This window comes from Hydrogenophaga sp. L76, from assembly GCF_057654755.1.
The window spans coordinates 982177-1003742 of record NZ_CM172807.1; the positions used below are offsets into that span (position 1 = coordinate 982177).

The window sequence follows — 21566 nt, forward strand, 5'->3', positions numbered from 1 at the left end:
ACCTCAGAGCAGCGGCCGCAGTTCGCGCGCCGCGTCCAGCAGCAGAGGCAGCAGATCACCGCGCATCACATCGGGCGCCAGCCGCTCGGGCGAAGCCACCACATTGAGCGCCGCCACGGTCTGGCCTTTCATGTTTCGCAGCGGCACGGCCAGCGCGTGCACGCCCAACTCGTGTTCCTCGCTGGCAACCGCGAAGTCGTCGGCCCGCACCCGGGCCACGATGGCGCGGAAGGCCTTGTGGTCGATGGTTGTTTTGGGGGTCAGGCGTGGCAGTTCGTGGCCCTTGAGCCAGGCGCTGAATTCGGCGCGCGGCAGCGCGGCCAGCAACACGCGGCCGGTGGAGGTGGCGTGCACCGGCAGGCGCGCACCCAGGTGCAGGCCGTAGGCCATCAGACGCTGGCCGCCGACCGAGGCGCTGCGCGCCACGATCACCACCTCGTCACCGTCCAGCACCACGGCGGAGAACGATTCGCGCGTCTGCGCCGCCAGCCGGTTGAGCGTGGGCTGAAGCAGGCGCGGCAGCCGGGCCGAAGCGAGGTAGCTGCCCGAGAAGCGCAATACCTTGGCCGAGAGCCAGTAGTGAGTGCCGTCGCTGTCGAGGTAGCCCAGGTGGGCCAGCGTGAGCAGGTGGCGCCGTGCGGCGGCGCGCGTGAGGCCCGCGCGTTCGGCCGCCTGCGTGGCGTTCAGGCGCTGGCGCTCGGTGTCGAAGCTCTCGAGCACGGCCATGCCTTTGGCCATGCCCTCGATGAAATCGGCTTTGGCGATGCTCATGCAGTTGCTCCCGAAAAAGTCCTGCGCGATCATCGCACATCACAACCATTGATCGCGCAGTGTCGATAGACGGGTATGTTCATATGCGGCTCGGGAACCTACAGTGCACATCTTCCCTTCCCCACAACACTGGAGACATCCATGCGCACCCAGGTAGCCATCATCGGCGGCGGCCCTTCCGGCCTCATGCTTTCCCAGCTCTTGCACCTCAAGGGCATCGACACCATCGTGCTGGAACGCCAGAGCCGGGAATACGTGCTCTCACGCATCCGGGCCGGTGTGCTGGAGCACGGTTTCGCCGCGCTCATGCGCGAGGCCCAGTGCGGCGAGCGCATGGACCGCGAAGGCGAGATCCATGACGGCTTCCTCATTTCCGACAACGGCAAGATGAGCCGCGTGGACCTGCACAAGTACAGCGGCGGCAGTTCCGTGGTGGTGTACGGCCAGACCGAACTGACCCGCGACCTGTACGAAGCGCGCGACAAGATAAACGGCGTGGTGATCCACAACGCCGAGGATGTGCAGCCGCACGACCTGAAGAGTGACAAGCCCTACGTGACCTACCGGGCGGGCGACGAGGTGGTGCGCATTGACTGCGACTACGTCATCGGTGCCGACGGCTTCCACGGCGTGAGCCGCAAGTCGATTCCGCGCGACGTGCTCAAGGAATACGAAAAGGTGTACCCGTTCGGCTGGCTGGGCGTGCTCTCGCGCACCAAGCCGGTGTCGCCGGAGCTGATCTATGCCAAGCACGAGCGCGGTTTTGCGCTGTGTTCGCTGCGCTCGCAGGTGCTCAGCCGCTACTACATCCAGGTACCGCTGACCGACACCGTCGAGGACTGGTCCGACGACAAATTCTGGGAAGAGCTCAAGCGCCGCCTGCCAGCCGACGTGGCCGCACAGCTGGTCACCGGACCATCGATCGAAAAGTCGATCGCGCCGCTGCGTTCGTTCGTGGCCGAACCCATGCGATACGGCAACCTGTTCCTGGCCGGTGACGCGGCCCACATCGTGCCGCCCACCGGTGCGCGCGGCCTGAACAGCGCGGCGTCCGACATCTATTACCTCTATCACGCTCTGGTTGCGCACTACAAGGACGGCGACGATGCTGGCCTGGAGAACTATTCGGCCAAGGCGCTGGCGCGGGTCTGGAAAGCGCAGCGCTTCTCGTGGTGGATGACCACGATGCTGCACACCTTCCCGGACAGCATCGCCTACGACCAGAAGCTGCAGCAGACCGAGCTGGAGTACCTGTTCTCGTCCGAGAAGGCGCAGGGCTCGCTGGCGGAAAACTACGTGGGCCTGCCGTTCTGAACCACGGAGACCGATGCTGTCACCCGCAGGCTGGCCGAGAGGCCGGCTTCCGGGTTACAACCGGGCCAGGCCAGCGTCCGCTGGCCGTGATGCGCTGACCACCAATGGACGCCATGGCCCAGATTCCTGCAACTGCTACCTCATTCGCCGCGGCAACCGCGGCCCCCCTCAAACCATTGCGCGGTGTGCGCGTGCTCAGTCTGGCGCTGAACCTGCCCGGCCCGGCCGCGCTGATGCGCCTCAAGGCCATGGGCGCCAACTGCCTCAAGGCCGAGCCGCCCGGACCCAAGGGTGCGCCCGCCGGCACCAGCGGCGACCCGATGGGCCAGTACAACCCGACCGCCTACGCCGCGCTGCACGACCGCATCAAGGTCATCACCATCGACCTCAAGTCCGACAAGGGTCAGGCGCGGCTGCACAAGGAACTGGCCCGCACCGACCTGCTGCTCACCTCGTTCCGCCCTTCGGCGCTGGTCAAACTGGGCCTGGGCTGGAAGGCGCTGCACAAGTCGTATCCGCAGCTCTCGGTGGTGGCCATCGTCGGCGCACCCGGCGTGCGCGCTGAGGAACCCGGTCACGATCTCACCTACCTGGCCGACGCGGGGCTGATCACGGGGCTGGACCTGCCCGCCACGCTGTTCGCCGACATGGGCGGCGCCCTGATGGCCAGCGAGGCGGTGCTCCAGGCGGTGCTGGTGCAGAAAACCAGCGGCAAGGGATCATTCCAGGAAGTGGCGCTGAGCGATGCCGCGGCCTGGCTCGCGCTCCCCCGCACCTGGGGCCTGACGCAACCTCAGGGCGCCGTCGGTGGCGCGCACGCCGGCTACCGCGTCTACCCCTGCAAGGGCGGTCGCGTGGCCGTGGCGGCGCTGGAGCCGCACTTTGCGGCCTCGCTCTGCGCCGCCGGTGACGTGGTGTTCGAGGGCATGGACACGATGTTCAAGCCGGACACCCACGCCGCCATGGCCCGCTTCCTCGCGGGCAAGACGCGCCCGCAGCTCGACAAGCTGGCCATCGAGAAAGACATCCCGCTGCACACGCTGGCAGCCTGAACGCTTTCACACCGCCAGCGCGAAATCCACCGCCGCCATGGCGTGCAGCGCGGTGGTGTCGAAAGTGGGCAGGCAACTGTCCTGCGGGCCCACGATCAGCGGCAGCTCGGTGCAACCCAGCACCACGCCCTGCGCGCCGCGCGACTTCAGGTCGGTGATGCAGCCGCTCAGCCAGGCGCGCGAGCTCTCGCTGACTTCGCCCTGGCACAGCTCCTCAAAGATGATGCGGTGGATCTCGGTGCGTTGGGCTTCGTCGGGCAGCACGCAGCGGATGCCGCGCTCCCGCAGCCGATCCACATAGAACGCCTCTTCCATGGTGAAGCGCGTGCCCGTCAGGCCCACGGTATCCAGCCCCTGCGCAAGGATCGCATCTGCCGTCACGTCGACGATGTGGATCAGCGGCACGTTCACATCGGCCTGCACCTCGGGCGCGAGCTTGTGCATGGTGTTGGTGCCGATCAGCAGGCACTGCGCACCCGTGTCCTGCAGGCGGCGCGCGGCCTGGCGCAGGATGGCGGACATGCCCGCCCAGTCGCCCGCGCGCTGGCGCTGGGCAATGTCCTGAAAGTCCAGGCTCACCAGGTTCAGGCGAGCGCTGCTCAGTCCACCCAGTCGCAGGGCAACCTCGCGGTTGATCAACTGGTAATAGAGGGTGGTCGACTCCCAGCTCATGCCGCCGATCAGGCCAATGGTTTTCATGTGTGCTCCAAAGCTTCGTGGTGAATGCAAGGAGTGTGCGGGGACGGCCGCAGAACAGGTTTGCGTTTTTGGCTTTGTAAATGGCTTAATGGAGAAGAATATTCTATGAATTCATATGAAAAAGAAACTGGATTCGATTGATCGGCAAATTCTTGCGATCCTGCAGCGCGACGCGGAAACACCGCTGGCCGACATGGCACAGGCGGTGAACCTGTCCACCACGCCCTGCTGGCGGCGCATCCAGCGGCTGCGCGAGAACGGCTTCATCACCCGCCACGTGGCCCTGGTCGATCCACTGAAGATCAACCTTGGCGTCACGGTGTTTGTGGCGGTGCGCACCAACCAACACAGCCAGACCTGGTTTGAGAGCTTTCGCGACGCTGTGCGTGACATTCCCGAAATCGTCGAGTTCTACCGGATGAGCGGCGACGTGGACTACCTGTTGCGCGTGGTTGTGCCCGACATCGCTGCCTACGACCTGGTCTACAAGCGGCTGATCCGCTCGGTCGATCTCTCGGACGTGAGCAGCAGTTTCGCGATGGAAGAGCTGAAATTCACCACCGCCTTGCCGCTGGACTACGCGGATTGAACGCTCAGCGCCCGGGCTCGGGGTTGATCACCTGCCGCGCCCAGCCAGGCAGCGGATCGGCCTGCCAGCCCAACTCACCACTGCGCAAGCGCGCCACCAGCCGTGGCGGCTGGAACACCTGCTCCGGCGGCAGCGAGGTGTCGTAGAGCAGCGCCAGATCGGCACGCCGCACGGCCACGCCCAGATGGTGCACGGTGCGCGGATAGCGCGCAAGGATGCGTTCGGGTGGCACCGGATGGCCGCCCTCCTCCACGCGCTGGCTCACGCGACCCAGCAACTGCTGCGGGTCGTCCACGCAAACCACCATCAGCACCACCGCAAAACCGGTGCGCTGGGCGGCGGACATCAGGTCGAGCTTGGAGGTGTGTGAGAACACCGTTTCGCTGGCGAATGAGCGCCCTTCGGCCAGACACTGTGCCCGCCGGGCATCGGCCCACTGGCGTGCCTGGCGCGAGCGTTCGGCCAGATCGCTCACATGGTGCAGATGACCCGCTTCGTACAGGTCGGCGTTGACGAACTCGGCCTCCGCGGGAATCAGGCCCTGCGCCACCGCGCCCCGGTACAACGTGGACTTGCCCGCCCCGTTGGGGCCAGCCAGCAGATAAAAAACCGGGGCAGCCAAACCGCGGATGGTTTCTGCCGTGTCAGGCGGCGCGCGGCAGTGCGGCGTCGGCCATCTTGCGGTTGGTGCTCACGGTGCCTCTCACCGCCTGCACCAGCCGACCGCTGGCTTCGGCGTCCACAAACCGCGCCTCGATGGCGTCCAGCGATTCGTCCAGAGCCCCGCCACGCTGGCGCGCGTCGTAGCGGGCGATGGCCTCGCGGGCTTCTTGCACCGTGAGGCCGGTTTCATCGGCAATGCGACCCAGGGTGGCCCAGTATTCGATCTGGCCAGCGACCGAACGGCGCTGCGGTTGGGCCGCTTCCCTGGCCTGCTTCACCAGAGCGGTGGGCAGTTTCACGGAAGAAAACGGGCTGGCAACGTGGGGCATGGAAAAACTCCTGTTTGGCGCATTTTGCGCCATTTTGGGCTTCGAGACAACCCAGATAATCCTCGGTAAATCAGGAGGAGCACCCCGTCATGAAAAAGCAAGGCACCGTGGTGCGATGGAACGAAGCCAAAGGATTCGGCTTCATCCACGGCCCGCAATCCAACGCCCAGTTGTTCTTCCACATTCGCGACTGGCGCGGGACCGCCACCCCCGCTGTCAACCAGCGGGTCAGCTTTGAAGAAATCCATGTGGGCAGCAAGGGTCCTCGTGCCATGGATGTGCGACCCGAAAGTGATCGCGCTACCTCTCCGGCTCGACCGCGCCAAGCCGTTGCACGCCCACCAGCGCAGAACCCGCACCGGCAACCGCGGATGGCGCCATCACGCCGCGTCGCACCGTCGCGCCAGGCGTCTCCCGCGTGGCCAGCCTTGTTGCTGATGCTGATCTGGGCGGGTATTTTGATCGGGGGCATTGTGCTGGACCGCCTGAGCTGGCTGTTTTTGCCCGCGGCGTTCATTCTCAATCTGGGCACGTTCTACGCCTACTGGAAGGACAAATACGCTGCGGCCAAAGGCCAATGGCGAACCGCAGAGGACATGCTGCATGGGCTCGGCCTGCTGGGCGGTTGGCCGGGCGCCTGGTTCGCCCACCAGATCCTTCGCCACAAGTCGGTCAAACAGGCCTTCCGATCGGTTTACTGGGGAACGGCATCGATCCATGTCATCGCCCTGGCCCTCTGGGTTTTCTTGCCCTGGCTGCCCATTCCCGCGTTGAACCCATGAATGTGCTGCGCTGGCATGGGCGGGGTTCACCTGACGGGAGACCACTCATCCAAGAGCGTCGTCGCTGCTCCCCGTGTCGGGCAACCGCGTCTGGAGCCAAGCCAACGCGCCCTGCCCCGCCAGCCGTCCGCTGGACAGACAGGCCGTGAGCAGATAGCCCCCGGTGGGCGCTTCCCAGTCGATCATCTCGCCGGCACAGAACACTCCCGGCCGTTGGCGCAGCATGAGGGCCGCATCCATCGCTTCGAAGCGCACGCCGCCCGCCGTGCTGATGGCTTCGTCCAGCGGCCGCGCCGCCACGACCGTGACCGGCAAGGCCTGGATGGCGGCGGCCAGCAGCGCAGGCTGGTTGAGGGTGTCCCGGGGCAGCAGCTCGTTGAGCAGGGCGAGCTTGATGCCGTCCAGACCCAGCCGGCTTTTCAGGTGGCTGGAGAGGCTGCGCGAACCCCGCGGGTGGCTCACTTGGGCCAGCACCTGCGCCGCGCTGTGGTCGGGCAGCAGGTTCAACGTGAAGGTGGCCGATCCCTGGGCAGCGATCTGATCGCGCAACAGGCTGGACACGGCGTAGATCAGGCTGCCTTCGACGCCGGTGGCGGTGGCCACAAATTCGCCCCGGCGATCGAAGCGGTGGCCCCGGCTGTCGGCGAAATGCAGCGACACGGACTTGAAGGGTTGCCCGGCGAAGCGTTCGCTGAAAAAGCGGCTCCAGCCAGCGCTCACGCCGTGAACCGCCGAGCCGGCCACGTCGAAGCCGCAGTTGCTGGGCTGCAAGGGGGCCAGGTCCACGCTTGCGGTCTGAAGCACGGGCCACCAGGCACCGTCAGAGCCCAGCCGCGCCCAGCTGGCCCCGCCGAGCGCCAGCACCGTCGCCCGGGCCTGCACGGATTGCCCGCCCTCAGGTGTCTGAAACAGCAGCGCATCGCCGTCATCGGCCCAGCCCGTCCAGCGGTGGCGCATGTGGAAACGCACCGGTTCGCCCCCCTCCGCTGGATGCCGCAAGCGCTGCAGCCAGGCGCGCAGCAGCGGCGCGGCCTTCATGTCGGTCGGGAAGACCCGGCTGGAGCTGCCGACGAAGGTGTCGATCCCCAGGCCAGCCGCCCATTCGCGCACGGCGTTCGGCCCGAAGGCTTCGAGCAGCGGGCGCAGTGCGTCGGCGCGTTCGGCGTAGCGGCCGATGAAGGCGTCCAGCGGCTCGGCGTGGGTCAGGTTCATGCCGCCCTTGCCGGCCAGCAGGAACTTGCGGCCCACCGAGGGCATGGCGTCGAACAGGTGCACCGCCACACCGGCGCTTGACAGCACCTCGGCGGCCATCAGCCCGGCCGGGCCGCCGCCGATGACGGCGACGTCCACCTTCAGCGCAGACTCGGGAGTGTTCAAGGGTTCGGAATCGGTCATGAAGCCAGTTGTTCGGGTGAAAGCGGGATGAGCTGGCCCAAGGGGTTGATGAAGGCCAGCCGCACCGGCTCGCCCGGTCGGGCCAGCGCCATGGCCTGGCGGTAGCGCTGCATCTGCGCCAGGTATTCGGGCTGGCGCTCGGGGTGTTCGTGGCTCTTGAAGTCGAGCACCCACCAGGTGCTGGCCGAACCGCCCTCGCCGCGCCGGCGCACCAGTCGGTCCAGCCGCAGCAGCTCGCCCTGGTGGAACAGCTCGACCTCGTTGCCCCAGTGGTCGAGCTGGGCGGCGTCCCAGGCCCAGGCGGCAGCGCCGGCCACGATGCGGCGCGCCATGGCCAGCGCTTCGGCGGCCAGGGCCGGGCTCAGGCCGAACTCGCGCGCGGCGGCTTGGGTGTGGGTCGTGGTCCAGTCGAAGCCGTCGGCCGGCGTGGGGAACCACTGCAGCAGGCGGTGCAGCGCGAGGCCAATGCGGGTGTGCTCGTCGTCCGCGCCGAACCCGGGTTGCTCTGCCGGGACGCTCGGCACCGCACTGCTGGGTGCTGCGGTGCAGACCGGCAGCTGGGCCAGCGCGAAGTCGGCCGCAGCGGCGGGCGCGGCCACGGCGCTGGCCGGTTCGGGGGCGTCGATGGGCGTGGCCAGGGGCTGCAGGCGCTGGTACCAGCTGGCGCTGCTGCCGCGCTGGTGCGGCTCGAAGCTGGACAACACCAGGCGCTCCTCGGCCCGTGTCAGTGCCACGTAGAGCGCGTTGAGCTCTTCGAGCGCGCGCGCCTGTTGCTCCACCTGCAGCACGGCCACGGCACAGGCGGGCGGCGATTTTTCGCTGGCCAGGAAGACGAAGCGGCGCGGCGCGGAGGCTTCCCCGGGCCAGTCGATCAGCACGCCCATGCTCTCGGGGCGGCTGGGCGGTGCGTCGGTGTCGAGCATGAGCACGGTGTGGGCCTCCAGCCCTTTGGCGCCGTGGATGGTGAGCAGGCGCACGGCGCCTTTCGTATTGACCGGCGTGGCCTTGATGCCGCCGGCCTTGAGCGCGCGCACCAGGCGGTAAGGCGTGAGGAAACGCCCGCCGTCCTGCGCCAGCGACTGCGCGAGCAGATCGCGCAGCTGCGCCAGCACGCCGCTGCGCTGGCTGGCAGGCGCGGCCTGCGCGAATCGCGCCAACACGTCGCCGTGGTCGTAGAGGGCCGAGAGCGCGTCGTGCGGCGGCAGGCTTCGCACCCAGCCCTGATACAGCGCCAGGCACGCGGCGGTGTCGCGCAGCAGGCCCGCCTGTTCCGGCGCGGGCGCCTGCCCGGGCAACTGCAGCAGATCAACCTGTTCGGCCGACGGCAGGCCGGCGAGGCGCTGGAGCACGTCCCACCACGAGGGGCGCACCGGCGCGGTCGCGGCATCGGTGGAGGTGTCGGCCCGCAGCGTCCAGCGCTGGCGCAGACGCGCCAGCTGGGCCAGCGCGTCGTCGCTCCAGCCGAACAGCGGTGACTTGAGGGCGCGCGCCAGGCTCAGGTCGTGGCGCGGCGAGACCAGCGCGTCCAGCAGCGCCACCACGTCCTGCACCGCGGGCGCCTCGCACAGGTCGAGCTTTTCGGGCTGCTCGCTGGCGATGCCGCGCTCGCGCAGCGCCTCGAACATCCAGGCCAGGCGCTCGCGCCGGCGTGACAGCACCATCACCTGTTCGGGCTTCAGATTCCCGGATGCGATTTGTGCCACCACCCAGTCGGCCGCCTGGCGCGCTTCCAGCGCGGACATGGTGTCTTCGGGCAAGACACGCGGCGTGGTGAGGCTGTCGCGCCAGACCGGCTCGTCGCCCCCTGCGGCGTCGCGCTCGCGCAGGCTGCGTGGCAGCTGGGGCAGCGCCAGCACGGCGCCCGCCTCGTGGCTTTCGGTGGTGTGGGCGCGGTAGTCGCTGCCGTATTCACCGGCTTGCACGGCCGACAGCATGGCGCTGTTGAGCGCCTGCACCACGCCCTGCGCACAGCGGCGCGTGTGATCGCAACTGAGCAGCGCACCCGCGAGGCCCTGCACCACAAAAGCCTGCGCCGCCTTGAACACCTGCGGTTCGGCGCGGCGGAAGCGGTAGATCGACTGTTTGGGGTCGCCGACCAGGAACACGCAGGGCGCCTCACCCGACCCGGCGCCGGCGTAGGCCGAGAGCCAGCCGTAGAGCGCCTGCCACTGCAGCGGGTTGGTGTCCTGGAATTCGTCGATCAGCACGTGGCGCACGCGGGCGTCCAGCCGCTGCTGCAGCCAGCCCGAGAGCTCGGCGTCGGCCAGCAGGCACTGCGCGGCGCCTTCGACGTCGTTCATGTCGACCCAGCCACGCTCGCGCTTGAGATCGGCGTACGAGGCCAGCAGCACGCGGGTCAGGCGCGCCAGGCGCTGATGGTGCAACCACGCAGAGTGCTGGCGGCGTGCATTGCACAGGTCCTGCAGCTCGGGCTCGGCCTCCTGGGCGGCGGCGAACCTGGTGAGGTTGGTGTTGAGCCGGTCTTCGCTGGCGACGAAGAAGCCCTTGCGCAGCAAGGCCAGGCGGCGCGCCATCAGTGCCGGTTCGTCGGCGAGTTCAAACGCGTCGACCACCGCGCTGGCCGCCGTCTTGGGCGTCTTGTTGGTCTCGCCGCCGAGCAGCTTCGCACGCGCCAGCCAGCGCTCGCGGGCGCCGGGCTGCAGCAGGGCCAGTTCGGGCACGGCCAGGCCGGCCCAGCTGGGGTACAGGGCCGCAAACGGCTGCGCCGACGCCTCGACCACACCGGCGGCGTCCGCCAGCTTGAACTCCACACGTTTCTGCAACGCCTTTTCCAGCGCCTTGAGGGTCTGGTGACGACCGTGTTCGGCCACCGCGTCGAGGAAGTCCTGTTTGTCCTCGGCGCTGGCGGCCAGCGCGGCGTAAAAGCGCGGCCAGACCAGGGCCACGGCGGGCGCGTCGTCTTCCAGCAGCTCGTACTGGGCCGGCAGCTGCAGCTCCTGCAGCACCGCCAGCGGCGCGCCGCGCAGCAGCGCCGCGAACCAGCTGTGAAAGGTGCGCACCTGCACCGGCCGGCCCAGCGCCGTCATCCGCGCGTGCAGGCTCCGTGCCTCGGGCAGGCGGCGCAACGCTTCGGCGTCCGACAGCCCGCGCGCGCGCAGTTCGCCCGCCAGTTCGCCGTCGGGCAGGCGGCTCCAGCGGCGCAGCTCGGCGTTGAGCCGGTCGCGCATTTCACCGGCGGCTTTCTTGGTGAAGGTGATGGCGAGGATGTCCTGCGGTGCGCAGCCGTCGAGCAGCGCGCGCAGGATGCGCGAGACCAGCATCCAGGTCTTGCCGGCGCCGGCACAGGCTTCCACCGCGATGCTGCGCGCGGGGTCGCAGGCCAGCGCGTAGAAGGCCTCGCGCGCCACCTGGCTGCCGTTGATGCGGTAGGCGGCTTCGGTCATGCAGCGCTCCAGAAGTCCTTGCGGCACAGGCCGCGCGCGGCGCAGAAGTCGCACACCCGGCCCTCTCCCAGCGCGGGCATGGGCTGGCCGGCGGCCACGCGCGCCATGTCGTGCGCCAGGCCTTCGCGCAGCTGCTCGCGCGCCATCAGCACCTCGGGCTGCTCAATCAGCACGGTGGGTGCGTCCCTGGCCGTGTCGCCGCGTTTGTCGGTGATGCTGAGGTAGGCGGCGCGCAGGTTTTCGTCGGGCAGCAGCGCGGCATAAAAAGCGAGCTGCGTGTCTTCCAGCGGCTCTTTCACACGCTCCAGCGTGCCGGGGCGGCCCTCGGTCTTGTAGTCGATCACGAAAGGAATCGCACCTTCGGGGCTGTCCTGCACATCGACACGGTCGAGCTTGCCGTACAGCTTCCAGGGCCCGGCCTGGGCGGTCAGCGCGGCCTCGGCTTGCTGGAAGCGCGGCCCTGCGCGATCAGGCGTTCCTTCAAAGCCGGCCAGCCAGTCCAGGTATCCCTCGCGCAGCGCTGGCCAGACCGCCTGGTAGGGCAGGAACCCGGCGCCGCCTTCGCCCGCGTTGAGGCCCATGCTATCGGCCGTGGCGTCGCCCAGTCGGTTCAGTTCGGCGCGGTCGGCCTCGCGGCCGGGCCGGCTGTCGCCGCGCTGTTCGTGAAAGGCCCGCAACACGGCGTGCAGCCAGTTGCCCATGTCGCGCTGGTCGGGTTCGGTTTCCAGCTCGGGCGCATCCACCAGCCGCAGCTGGCGCAGCGCGAAGAAGCGGTAGGGGCAGTCGCGCAAGTCCTGGTAGGCGCTGGCCGAGAGCGACTCGGGCAGCACGTCGCCCGCGGCCGGCTGGGGCCGTGGTTGCGCCAGCGGCTGGAGCGTGCGCTGGGGGCGAGGATCGGCGCTGGCAGCCGCCCCGAAGCCGGGCAGCGCCTGCACCCAGGGGCTGGCCTGCAGGGCTTCGCCGCGCTCCTGCGTGCGCCACATCAGGTCGAGTTGCGGCAGCGCCAGCGTGGCCTGCCAGGCTTGTGCGGCGGCCAATGCCAGGACTTCGCGCGTGGGCAGACCCAGGGCCTCGCGCTGAGCGGCCGTCCACTGGCCAGGCGGCTCCGGACTGGGGTTGAGATGCACCTCGTCGCAACCGGGCACGACGGTGGCGGCGAAAGCGCGGCCCAGCAGCTGGGCCATGGGCAGGATGACCACATCCGGCTCGCCCTCGCCACGCGGCATGAAGCTCGCGCCCTCGAGCACATCGCGCACCCAGGCGGTGAAACCCGACAGCGACAGCTTGCTGCCAGAGCGCGCGGCGGTCCGGGCCGGGGGGGTGCCATCTGTGGCGGTGGCGGCCAGCGCATCGGTCACCCGCAGCAGCTCCTGCGCGGCGCCTTCGCCCAGCCGCAAGGCCTGGATCATCTGCTGCCCCGCCGGGTCGCTGGTGAGGCTGTCCCACAGACCACATTGCGCCAGCGCCAACGCCAGGCTCTCCAGCCAGACCACCAGCGGGCGCGCCGGCTGAAGCCCTTCGAACAAGGCCGGCAGGCCTTCGGGCAGCGCGGGCAAGAGGCGCGGCGACTGCAGCGCCGAGCGCCAGAGCGACACACCGGCTTCGCGCGCCAGCTGCTCCAGCGCCTGCACCTGGGCTTCGGGCCAGGTCGGACATTGTTTGAGCAGGTCGAGCACGTCGTCCATGCGGGCCCGGGCATCGGCCGCGCGCAACAGGCTCATGAGCCGGGCGGCGGCGTGCGTGGTGGAGAGCTTCCAGCCGGTTTCGTCGCGCACGCCCAGGCCGGCGTGGTGGAGCATGGCGCTCACGCGGCGGGTGAGCAGGCGGTCGTTGGCCACCAAGGCCACCGGCCGCTGCGCGGCGTTGACCCGCGCGATCAAGCAGGCGGCCGCGCGCTGGGCTTCGTCTTCGGCATCGCCGCAGGCGTGCAGGACCGCGGACGGCATGGCCGGTTCCGCTTCGCCCAGGGGCAATGGCAGTTCGGCGCCCTGAGCACCCCAGTGCCGCGCCAGCGCCGAGGCCAGTGGGTCCTGCTGAAAACCCTGCAGCACGATCAACATCTGCGCACCCGACACCGAGCGGGCCAGCGGGCTCCACAGCACGTCGGTGGCGTAAGCGGAGGTGCTGGCCCAGACCAGGGCCAGCGAACCCAGCATCGACTCCCAGTGCAGCGTCTGCACGCCGGTTGCCAGCGCTTCGCGCAAAGGTTCGGCCCAGGCCGCGCGCTGGTCCGGCGGCACCGCAGCGGCGAGGGGTGCCAGCTGGCGCGCCGCCTCGACCAGCCGCGCCACCATCACGGCTCGCATCGAGGCATCGGGCCGTCCCTGCGCCACCCGGTCGATGAACGCGGCGGCCACCAGGCTGTCGCGGGCCATGTCCAGGCTCAGATCGGTGGGGCCGGGCAAGAATGGTTGCAACGACGCGGCCCAGTTGCGGGTGGATTCAAAGCGCGGCGAAAAACCACTGGGACAGGCCTCGGCCCAGGCGCGCCGCCCCGCGTCCATGAGCTGGGCGTAGGGCACCAGGACGAGTGCCCGTGACGGGTCGATACCCGTCTGGCGGATCAGGGCATCGATGCCATCGATCCAGACCCGCCATTGGCGCCGGGTCGGGTGTTCGCCTGCACCTGTGGGCCCCTGTGGACCCGGATCTCGCTGATCCCCTTGCGCCAGCCGGGCAGCCGCTGATGGTGGTGTTCGGTTCGAAGGCATCGGGTCGGGAGCGTTTCTGTCACAATCAAAAGCTTGCAGCTGACGGCGAGTGCGCCAGCGCTTTGACTTTAACTCCCCCGTTCAACGTTCCTTAGGATGGACCATGGCCAGTGACCTGATCAAACACGTTTCTGACGCAACTTTCCAGGCCGATGTGCTTGAAGCCCAGGCTCCGGTGCTGGTGGATTTCTGGGCCGAATGGTGCGGCCCCTGCAAGATGATCGCCCCGATCCTGGACGAAGTCGCAGGCTCCTACGACGGCAAGCTCAAGGTCGCCAAGATGAACGTCGACGACAACCGCGACGTGCCCGCCAAGTTCGGCATCCGTGGTATCCCCACGCTGATGCTGTTCAAGGATGGCCAGCTGGCCGCCACCAAAGTCGGTGCCATGAGCAAGGCCCAGCTCACCGCCTTCATCGACCAGCAACTCGCCTGATCGGTCAGCCGGAAGGACCGGCCCGGGTGCAACGCCCGGGCCCTGTTCTCAAGCGGCTTTTTTTCCTGTCATAATCCGGCCCAACAGCAGGCCCGACACAGCCCAGCCCCTCTCGACAGCGCCAGTCCGAATCCGGACGCCAGCGCCCCCTCCCCCGGTTTTTGACTCGACTCCCTCCCGGAGTGAATTCCATGCACCTCAACGAACTCAAGGCACTGCATGTGTCTGAAGTCCTCAAGCAGGCCGAAGCGCTTGAGATCGAAAACACCGGCCGCATGCGCAAGCAGGAGCTGATGTTCGCCATCATCAAGAAGCGCGCCAAGGGCGGCGAACTGGTGAACGCGGACGGCGTGCTCGAAGTCCTGCCCGACGGCTTCGGCTTCCTGCGCAACATGGACACGAGCTTCACCGCGTCCACCGACGACATCTACATCTCGCCGAGCCAGATCCGCCGCTTCAACCTGCACACCGGCGACATGATCGAGGGCGAGGTCCGCATCCCCAAGGATGGCGAGCGCTACTTCGCGCTGAACAAGCTCGACAAGATCAACGGCCTGCCTCCCGAGGACAACAAGCACAAGATCATGTTCGAGAACCTGACGCCGCTGTTCCCCAAGGAACAGATGCGCCTGGAACGCGACATCAAGACCGAAGAGAACATCACCGGCCGTGTCATCGACATCATCGCCCCCATCGGCCGCGGCCAGCGCGCGCTGATCGTGGCGCCGCCCAAGAGCGGCAAGACGGTGATGATGCAGCACATCTGCCACGCCATCACCGCCAACCACCCCGAGGTGGAGCTGCTGGTGCTGCTGGTGGACGAGCGACCGGAAGAAGTGACCGAAATGCAGCGCACGGTGCGCGGCGACGTGATCGCTTCGACGTTCGACGAACCGGCCGCGCGCCACGTGCACGTGGCCGAGATGGTGATCGAACGCGCCAAGCGCCTGGTCGAGCTGAAAAAAGACGTGGTGATCCTGCTCGACTCGATCACCCGCCTGGCCCGCGCCTACAACAACGTGCTGCCCTCCTCCGGCAAGGTGCTGAGCGGCGGTGTGGATTCCAACGCGCTGCAGCGCCCCAAGCGCTTCTTCGGTGCCGCGCGCAAGATCGAAGAAGGTGGCTCGCTGACCATCATCGCCACTGCGCTGGTCGACACCGGCAGCCGCATGGACGAGGTGATCTTTGAAGAATTCAAGGGCACCGGCAACTGCGAAATCCACCTGGACCGCCGCCTGTACGAAAAGCGCGTGTTCCCCTCGATCCAGCTCAACCGCAGCGGTACCCGCCGCGAGGAACTGCTGCTGGCGCCCGAGATCCTGCAGAAGACCCGCATCCTGCGCCAGTTCATGTACAACATGGACGAGATCGAGGCCATGGAGATGGTCCTGAAGAGCATGAAGGCGACGAAGAACAACTCGGAGTTCTTTGACATGATGCGACGGGGTGGATAAAGCTCCCCCCGCGCCGCCTTCGGCGTCACCCCCCAGGGGGCAACACCTGCGGCCCGGCAAAGCCGGTTCCGCGGTGTTCTGGGTTTCAGGCATCTCGCTCCGGCCAGGTCCATTCTCCAGGCTATAATCAGCGGCTTTATTAAATTGCGACAAGTACAGCGGAATGGTTCCGTTGCGGCTGCCGCACCTGAACCCAAGGAAACGTCATGAAAGACGGCATTCACCCCAACTACCGCGAAATCTGTTTCGTGGACCTGTCCAACAACTTCCAGTTCGTGACGCGCTCCTGCGCCAACACGAAGGAAATGATCAAGCTGGAAGACGGCCGCGAACTGCCGCTGTTCAAGCTCGATACCTCCAGCGAGTCGCACCCCTTCTACACCGGAACGCAAAAGAGCGTGGACAACATGGGTGGCCGCGTCGAGCGCTTCCGCAACCGTTACGCCAAGCCCGCTGCCAAGTAAAGCTGGCTATGGACCGGACCTCAAGGTGTCCGGCCCCTGCCTCAGATTCTGCAAAAAAAGCAGCCGGTGAACCGGCTGCTTTTTTTTGCCCCGGATCTTTCGATACGTGACCCTGTTGCGACAAGCCCTCTGCCCTGACGGCCCTGTATATTCCCCGCAGTGAATCCAACAACCCCTGCCATCGTCACCCAGTCGGCCGTGCGTCGTCTGCCCAGGCTCGCACTCATCCTGTTCTGCCTCGCCTATGTGCTGCCGGGGTTCCTGGGACGTGAGCCCTGGAAAAATGCCGACGTTTCTGCGCTGGGCGCCATGCTGGAGATGGCTTCTGGAAACAGCAGTTGGTGGCAACCTCAGGTGCTGGGTGTGGCCGCCGATGTGGCCGGCCCCCTGCCTTACTGGCTCGGCGCGGTGTTCATCCGGTTCCTGCCCTTCCTGAACGCCGACAGCGCAGCCCGCATCCCGTTCGCCCTGCTCCTGGCCCTCACCCTGGTCTGCACCTGGTACGCGGTGTATCACCTGGCGCGCCAGAAGTCGGCTCAGCCGATTGCCTTTGCCTTCGGGGGTGAGGCCAACCCGGTCGACTATGCCCGCTCACTGGCCGATGCCGGCTTGCTGGCTCTCGTGGCCTGTCTGGGTCTGGCCCAGATGTCCCATGAAACCACACCCGATCTGGCCCGACTGGCCATGGTCAGTGCGCTGCTGATGGCCGCTGCGCGGCTGGCCCATGCGGATGACCGTCACCCCTGGCGCAGCATGTTGCTCTGGAGCCTCTCTGCGCTGGCACTGGTGCTCAGCGGTGCACCCTGGGTGGCGCTGAGCCTGGGTTCTGGTTTGCTGCTGGCCTTGCTGGTCATGGGCAGCCGACCCGGCGAAGCCCTTCACCCGCTGCTGCCCTCGGCTGCGGCTTTGCTGATCATGGCCGTCGGGCTGGGGGCGCTCACAGGCCAGATGAACTGGCCCGCACTGGGCCTGCCGGTGGGTTTCGACGACTGGCGCCGCTGGGGACGCCTGCTGGTGTGGTTCACCTGGCCGGCATGGCCCCTGGTGTTGTGGACCCTGTGGGGCTGGCGACGCCAACTGCTCAGTCCGCATGTGGCACTGCCCCTGTGGGCGATGCTGGTGAGCGTGGTCAACAGCGCGATCAACGCCGATTTTGATCGCGCCTTGCTGCTGGCACTGCCCGCCATGGCCGCGCTGGCCGCCTTCGCCCTGCCCACGCTGCGGCGCAGCGTTTCAGCGCTGATCGACTGGTTCACCCTGATCTTCTTCACCATCTGTGCCCTGGCGATCTGGGTGATCTGGCTGGCCATGCAAACCGGCATGCCGGCGAAACCCGCCGCGAACGTGGCGCGTCTCGCGCCCGGCTTCGTGCCCGAGTTTTCCCTGCTGCTTTTTCTGGCGGGCCTGCTGGCCACGGTGGCGTGGGTCTGGCTGGTGGTGTGGCGGGTCGGCAGAAACCGGCAGGCGATCTGGAAGAGCCTGGTGCTGCCCGCGGCGGGCGCCACCCTGTGCTGGTTGTTGCTGATGTCGCTGTGGCTGCCACTGCTGGACTTTGCACGCAGCTACGGACCCGTTTCGCGCAGCATCGCACGCCTGGTACCCACCGGCAGCTGCGTGCTGGCGGATGGGCTGTCCCAGGCACAGATCGCCGCGCTGCAGTACCAGGGGGGCCTCCAGCTGGTGCGCAGCACCGAGGACAGCAGCCGCCCCGCTCGCTGCCGCAGCATGGTGGTGTCGCCGGAGAGCCAACCCACGCTGGACCAGCGTGTGCAACTGACCCATTGGGCGTTCAGGGCCAGCGTCAGCCGCCTGAACGACCGCAAAGAACGCCTGCTGGTCTATCGACGCGTGGCCGACTGAACGGGTGGGTTCAGTTGACCGCGTGCTCGCGAACGCGCACCGGCGGCAGGGCAATGACAAAGGTGGAGCCCTGGCCCACAACACTGTGCACGTCGATCTGCCCGCCGTGGCGCTGGGCCACATGTTTCACGATGGCCAGACCCAGACCGGTGCCACCGGTCTCGCGCGAGCGGCTGCGGTCCACGCGGTAAAAACGCTCGGTCAGGCGCGGGATGTGCTCGGCAGCGATGCCGGGGCCGGTATCGGTCACAAAGAACTCGCCCCAGCCATCTTCGCGCAAGCGCCAGCCCGCCTCGATCCGCCCGCCACCCGGCGTGTAGCGCACCGCATTGCTCAGCAGGTTGGACATCGCGCTCAGCAGTTCGGTCTTGGCGCCAGACACCCACAAATTGGTCGCCGTTGCCTGAACGATCTCATGGGGTGGGTCGGAAATGACCGCCGTCAGCCCACGCGCTTCCTGCAGCACGTGGCCCAGCAACTCGTCACCATCGATCCATTCACCCGGCCCGGGCGCCGGGCTGCCCTCCAGGCGCGACAGCGTCAGCAGATCGCTCACCAGCGTCTGCATGCGGTGCGCCTGCTGGCTCATCAGCCCGAGGTAGGTGATGCGCTCGGACTCTTCCAGCGACAGGCTCTGCATGGTCTCGACGAAACCGCTGAGCACCGTCAGGGGGGTGCGGATCTCGTGCGAGACGTTGGCCACAAAGTCGCGGCGCATGGCTTCGGCCAGCTGCACCGCGGTCACATCGCGCGTGATCATGAGCTTGCGTTTTTTGCCGTAGGGGTGAATCTGCAGCGAAATCCGGGTGGGCTGTGACGGCCGGGGGCCCGGGCCGTCGATCTGGATTTCGTGGCCGAAATCACCTTCGGCCAGGTAAGACATGAAGGCCGGTGCACGCACCATGTTGCGCACATACTGGCCCAGGTCGCGCTGCGGATCGAAGCCGAGGTGGTTGGCGGCCGTGAGGTTGGACCATTCGATGCGCCCCGCTGAATCGAGCAGCACCACCCCGTTGGGAGATGCCTGGATGGCAGCGAGAAAATCCTCCAGCCGGGCATCGCTGTTGCTGGCCTTCTTCTCCAGCTTCTTGATCAGTTTGCGGTTGCGGTCCAGCAATTCGCCCCAGAGGCCCGAGAGGCCCGGTGTGCGGGCCACGTCGGCCTTGTTGAGCCAGTTGAGCAGACGGCGTGCACGCAGGCCATCGAACACGCTCCAGCCCAACGCACCGAGCAAGGCGCCCACGAACGACCAGCCCGCGGCGTCCTGCGTCCAGCCCCAGACCGCCCCCAGCGCCACCAGGAGCAGCAGTTCGACGGAGCGCCGGATCATGCGGCGGGAATGGAGGTGCCTTGCGCCGGACGTCCGGTGTTGTTGATGGCCGTGAGGCGGTAACCGGCGCCACGCACCGTCTCCACCATGCCGGCGGCCTCACCCAGTGATTCCCTCAAACGCTTGACATGCACGTCCACGGTTCGCTCCTCGATAAAGACATGGTCCCCCCATATCTTGTCGAGCAGCGTACCACGCGTGTGCACCCGTTCCGCGTGTTTCATGAGGTAGTGCAACAGCTTGAACTCGGTCGGTCCGACCTTGAGCTCCTGGCCCCGGAAGGTGATGCGGTAGGTGCCGGCGTCCAGCGCGAGTTCGCCCACCTGCACCGAGTCGTTGACGATCTCGGGCGCGCGGCGGCGCAGCACGGCACGGATGCGCGCGAGCAGTTCCTGCGTGGAGAAAGGCTTGGTGATGTAATCGTCCGCGCCCGCGTCGAGACCCTGCACCTTGTCCGACTCGTCGCTGCGCGCGGTGAGCATCAGGATCGGGACCGTCTTGGTTCGCTCATGCTTGCGCCACTGGCGTGCCAGCGTGGCGCCGCTCTCGCCAGGCAGCATCCAGTCGAGCAGGATCACATCGGGCAACACGGCGTCGACCTCACGCTGCGCCGCCGCGCCGTCGAACACGACCGTGGGCGCAAAACCGTTGTGGCGCAGGTTGACGGCGATCAGCTCGGCGATCGCCGGTTCGTCTTCCACGACCAGAACGCGTGGCAGTTTTCTCATGCTGAAGCTCTCGTGTTCATCCGACCACCGACTCCACTTTGTCCATGGGGGTGTGGCGCACGTCCTCGCCCATGACAACGAAGATGATCTGTTCGGCGATGTTCTTCGCATGGTCGCCCACGCGCTCCAGCGACTTGGCCAGGAACAGCAGGTTCAGGCTCGGTGAGATGGTGCGGGGGTCTTCCATCATGTAGGTGATCAGTTTGCGCAGAAAGCCGTCGTACTCCAGGTCGATGGCATTGTCGTCCTTCATGATGGACAGGGCCATGGCCGTATCCAGACGGGCGAAAGAGTCCAGCGTCTTGCGCAGCATGCCGGCGGCAAGATCGGCCGCCAGGCGCAGTTCCGACACGGGCAGGGAGCGCGGCGAGCCGCTTTCGATGATCAATTTGACCATGCGCGCGATGCGGGCCACTTCATCACCCGCACGCTCCAGATTCTGCGTCGTGCGCGAGATCGCCACCAGGAAACGCAGGTCGCGCGCCGTGGGCTGGCGTCGACCGATGGTGGAGATGATCTCGTGATCGATGTTCACTTCCATCTGGTTGATGCGGTTTTCGGCTTCGAGCACCTGCTCGGCCGTCTCCAGGCTCATGTGGATCAGCGCGTACACCGCCTGGTGCAGCTGGGACTCGACCAGACCGCCCATTTCCAGCACGTGGGTGGAGATGGAATTCAGCTCGGCGTCGAACTGGCTGGAGATGTGTTTGTCGCCCATGTAGGTCTCCGGAAAGGCGGCCTTGCGGCCAGCCTGCACCCCCGCAGGGGCAATGAATGAGAGAAAAAAAGCGGGACGTTGATCAACCGAACCGGCCGGTGATGTAGTCCTCGGTCTCGGTCTTGGTCGGCTTGAAGAAGATCTGTTCGGTGGATCCGAATTCGATCAGCTCGCCGAGGTACATGTAGGCGGTGTAGTCGCTGCAGCGCGCGGCCTGCTGCATGTTGTGGGTCACGATGGCGATGGTGTAGTCCTGCTTGAGTTCGTGCACCAGTTCCTCGACCTTGCCGGTCGAGATCGGGTCGAGTGCCGAGGTGGGCTCGTCGAGCAGCAGCACCGAAGGCTTCACCGCCACGCTGCGCGCGATGCACAGGCGCTGCTGCTGCCCGCCGGAGAGCGACAGGCCGCTCTGGTTGAGCTTGTCTTTCACCTCGCCCCACAGCGCGGCCTTGGACAGAGCCCATTCGACGCGGTCGTCCATCTCGCTCTTGCTGAGATTTTCGTAGAGCTTCACGCCGAAGGCGATGTTGTCGTAGATCGACATCGGGAACGGCGTGGGCTTCTGGAACACCATGCCGATGCGCGCGCGCAGCAGGTTGATGTCCTGCTTGTCGTCAAGGATGTTCTGGCCGTAGAAGTTGATCTCGCCCTCGGCGCGCTGGCCGGGGTAGAGGCTGTACATGCGGTTCAAGGTGCGCAGCAGCGTGGACTTGCCGCAGCCCGAGGGACCGATGAAGGCGGTGACCTTGCGCTCCTCGATGTTCATGTTGACCCCCTTGAGGCCATGGAACTTGCCGTAGTAGAAGTTCAGGTTGCGCAGTTCGAGCGCATTCTTTGCAGATGAAGCGGTGTTCGTCATGGGTCAGA

At 67.1% G+C, this 21566-nt stretch carries 19 protein-coding genes and 1 pseudogene; 9 read left to right on the plus strand and 11 right to left on the minus strand.

The window, feature by feature from the left end; translation table 11 throughout:
• Positions 1-3: 3 nt before the first annotated feature.
• On the minus strand, positions 4-771 hold the full coding sequence (locus AC23D4_RS04645) for an IclR family transcriptional regulator domain-containing protein (protein WP_472889285.1): 768 nt from the start codon (positions 769-771) through the stop codon (positions 4-6).
• 141 nt (positions 772-912) lie between these two features.
• Between AC23D4_RS04645 and pobA the strand changes: the two genes are divergently transcribed.
• Positions 913-2085, plus strand: coding sequence for a 4-hydroxybenzoate 3-monooxygenase (gene pobA, locus AC23D4_RS04650; protein ID WP_472889286.1), 1173 nt, complete (start codon positions 913-915; stop codon positions 2083-2085).
• 113 nt (positions 2086-2198) lie between these two features.
• On the plus strand, positions 2199-3137 hold the full coding sequence (locus AC23D4_RS04655) for a CoA transferase (RefSeq protein WP_472889287.1): 939 nt from the start codon (positions 2199-2201) through the stop codon (positions 3135-3137).
• Between the two features lie 6 nt (positions 3138-3143).
• Here AC23D4_RS04655 and AC23D4_RS04660 read toward each other — a convergent pair whose 3' ends face one another.
• The gene (locus AC23D4_RS04660) at positions 3144-3836 is read right to left on the minus strand and encodes an aspartate/glutamate racemase family protein (RefSeq protein WP_472889288.1); all 693 of its coding nucleotides are present in this window, start codon (positions 3834-3836) and stop codon (positions 3144-3146) included.
• A 127-nt stretch (positions 3837-3963) separates the two neighbouring features.
• Here AC23D4_RS04660 and AC23D4_RS04665 point away from each other — a divergent pair, with 127 nt between their 5' ends.
• On the plus strand, positions 3964-4425 hold the full coding sequence (locus AC23D4_RS04665; RefSeq protein WP_472889328.1) for an Lrp/AsnC family transcriptional regulator: 462 nt from the start codon (positions 3964-3966) through the stop codon (positions 4423-4425).
• A gap of 4 nt (positions 4426-4429) precedes the next feature.
• Here the strand turns inward: AC23D4_RS04665 and AC23D4_RS04670 are convergent, their stop codons facing one another.
• Together AC23D4_RS04670 and AC23D4_RS04675 are read right to left on the minus strand one after the other, a co-directional pair.
• Entirely contained in the window at positions 4430-5047 is a 618-nt protein-coding gene (locus AC23D4_RS04670; protein ID WP_472889289.1) for an ATPase, read from the minus strand.
• A 22-nt stretch (positions 5048-5069) separates the two neighbouring features.
• On the minus strand, positions 5070-5417 hold the full coding sequence (locus AC23D4_RS04675; RefSeq protein WP_472889290.1) for a TA system antitoxin ParD family protein: 348 nt from the start codon (positions 5415-5417) through the stop codon (positions 5070-5072).
• An 89-nt stretch (positions 5418-5506) separates the two neighbouring features.
• Between AC23D4_RS04675 and AC23D4_RS04680 the strand changes: the two are divergent.
• Together AC23D4_RS04680 and AC23D4_RS04685 are read left to right on the plus strand one after the other, a co-directional pair.
• A pseudogene (locus tag AC23D4_RS04680) lies at positions 5507-5641 on the plus strand (cold-shock protein); the annotation flags it as partial.
• Positions 5642-5854: 213 nt separating this feature from the next.
• Entirely contained in the window at positions 5855-6199 is a 345-nt protein-coding gene (locus tag AC23D4_RS04685; RefSeq protein ID WP_487623737.1) for a DUF1294 domain-containing protein, read from the plus strand.
• Between the two features lie 45 nt (positions 6200-6244).
• Here the strand turns inward: AC23D4_RS04685 and AC23D4_RS04690 are convergent, their stop codons facing one another.
• The 3 genes from AC23D4_RS04690 to AC23D4_RS04700 are packed head-to-tail and all read right to left on the minus strand — an operon-like array spanning position 6245 to position 13709.
• Positions 6245-7594, minus strand: coding sequence for a TIGR03862 family flavoprotein (locus AC23D4_RS04690; RefSeq protein ID WP_472889291.1), 1350 nt, complete (start codon positions 7592-7594; stop codon positions 6245-6247).
• Positions 7591-10998, minus strand: coding sequence for a UvrD-helicase domain-containing protein (locus AC23D4_RS04695; RefSeq protein ID WP_472889292.1), 3408 nt, complete (start codon positions 10996-10998; stop codon positions 7591-7593). The genes AC23D4_RS04690 and AC23D4_RS04695 overlap by 4 nt, the downstream gene beginning before the upstream one ends.
• Positions 10995-13709: a PD-(D/E)XK nuclease family protein gene (locus AC23D4_RS04700; protein ID WP_472889293.1), complete on the minus strand. Its 2715-nt coding sequence runs from the start codon at positions 13707-13709 to the stop codon at positions 10995-10997. The genes AC23D4_RS04695 and AC23D4_RS04700 overlap by 4 nt, the downstream gene beginning before the upstream one ends.
• 103 nt (positions 13710-13812) lie before the next feature.
• Between AC23D4_RS04700 and trxA the strand changes: the two genes are divergently transcribed.
• The 4 genes from trxA to AC23D4_RS04720 all read left to right on the plus strand — a co-directional run bounded on the left by trxA (position 13813) and on the right by AC23D4_RS04720 (position 17923).
• Positions 13813-14145, plus strand: a complete 333-nt coding sequence (trxA, locus tag AC23D4_RS04705; RefSeq protein ID WP_177134020.1) for a thioredoxin TrxA — start codon at positions 13813-13815, stop codon at positions 14143-14145.
• 191 nt (positions 14146-14336) lie between these two features.
• Positions 14337-15599 carry a transcription termination factor Rho gene (gene rho, locus AC23D4_RS04710; RefSeq protein WP_177134018.1) on the plus strand — a complete coding sequence of 421 codons (1263 nt, stop codon included), beginning with the start codon at positions 14337-14339 and terminating at the stop codon, positions 15597-15599.
• Between the two features lie 206 nt (positions 15600-15805).
• Positions 15806-16063: a type B 50S ribosomal protein L31 gene (locus tag AC23D4_RS04715; RefSeq protein WP_226466904.1), complete on the plus strand. Its 258-nt coding sequence runs from the start codon at positions 15806-15808 to the stop codon at positions 16061-16063.
• Positions 16064-16222: 159 nt separating this feature from the next.
• On the plus strand, positions 16223-17923 hold the full coding sequence (locus AC23D4_RS04720; protein ID WP_472889294.1) for a hypothetical protein: 1701 nt from the start codon (positions 16223-16225) through the stop codon (positions 17921-17923).
• Positions 17924-17933: 10 nt separating this feature from the next.
• On the opposite strand, the gene phoR is transcribed toward AC23D4_RS04720, so the two are convergent.
• The 4 genes from phoR to pstB all read right to left on the minus strand — a co-directional run bounded on the left by phoR (position 17934) and on the right by pstB (position 21558).
• Positions 17934-19253 carry a phosphate regulon sensor histidine kinase PhoR gene (phoR, locus tag AC23D4_RS04725; protein WP_472889295.1) on the minus strand — a complete coding sequence of 440 codons (1320 nt, stop codon included), beginning with the start codon at positions 19251-19253 and terminating at the stop codon, positions 17934-17936.
• Complete coding sequence (gene phoB, locus AC23D4_RS04730) at positions 19250-19981, minus strand: phosphate regulon transcriptional regulator PhoB (RefSeq protein ID WP_472889296.1); 732 nt, start codon at positions 19979-19981, stop codon at positions 19250-19252. The genes phoR and phoB overlap by 4 nt, the downstream gene beginning before the upstream one ends.
• A 16-nt stretch (positions 19982-19997) precedes the next feature.
• Positions 19998-20699, minus strand: coding sequence for a phosphate signaling complex protein PhoU (gene phoU / locus AC23D4_RS04735; protein WP_472889297.1), 702 nt, complete (start codon positions 20697-20699; stop codon positions 19998-20000).
• An 82-nt stretch (positions 20700-20781) separates the two neighbouring features.
• Positions 20782-21558, minus strand: coding sequence for a phosphate ABC transporter ATP-binding protein PstB (pstB, locus tag AC23D4_RS04740; RefSeq protein ID WP_472889298.1), 777 nt, complete (start codon positions 21556-21558; stop codon positions 20782-20784).
• Positions 21559-21566: the final 8 nt, after the last annotated feature.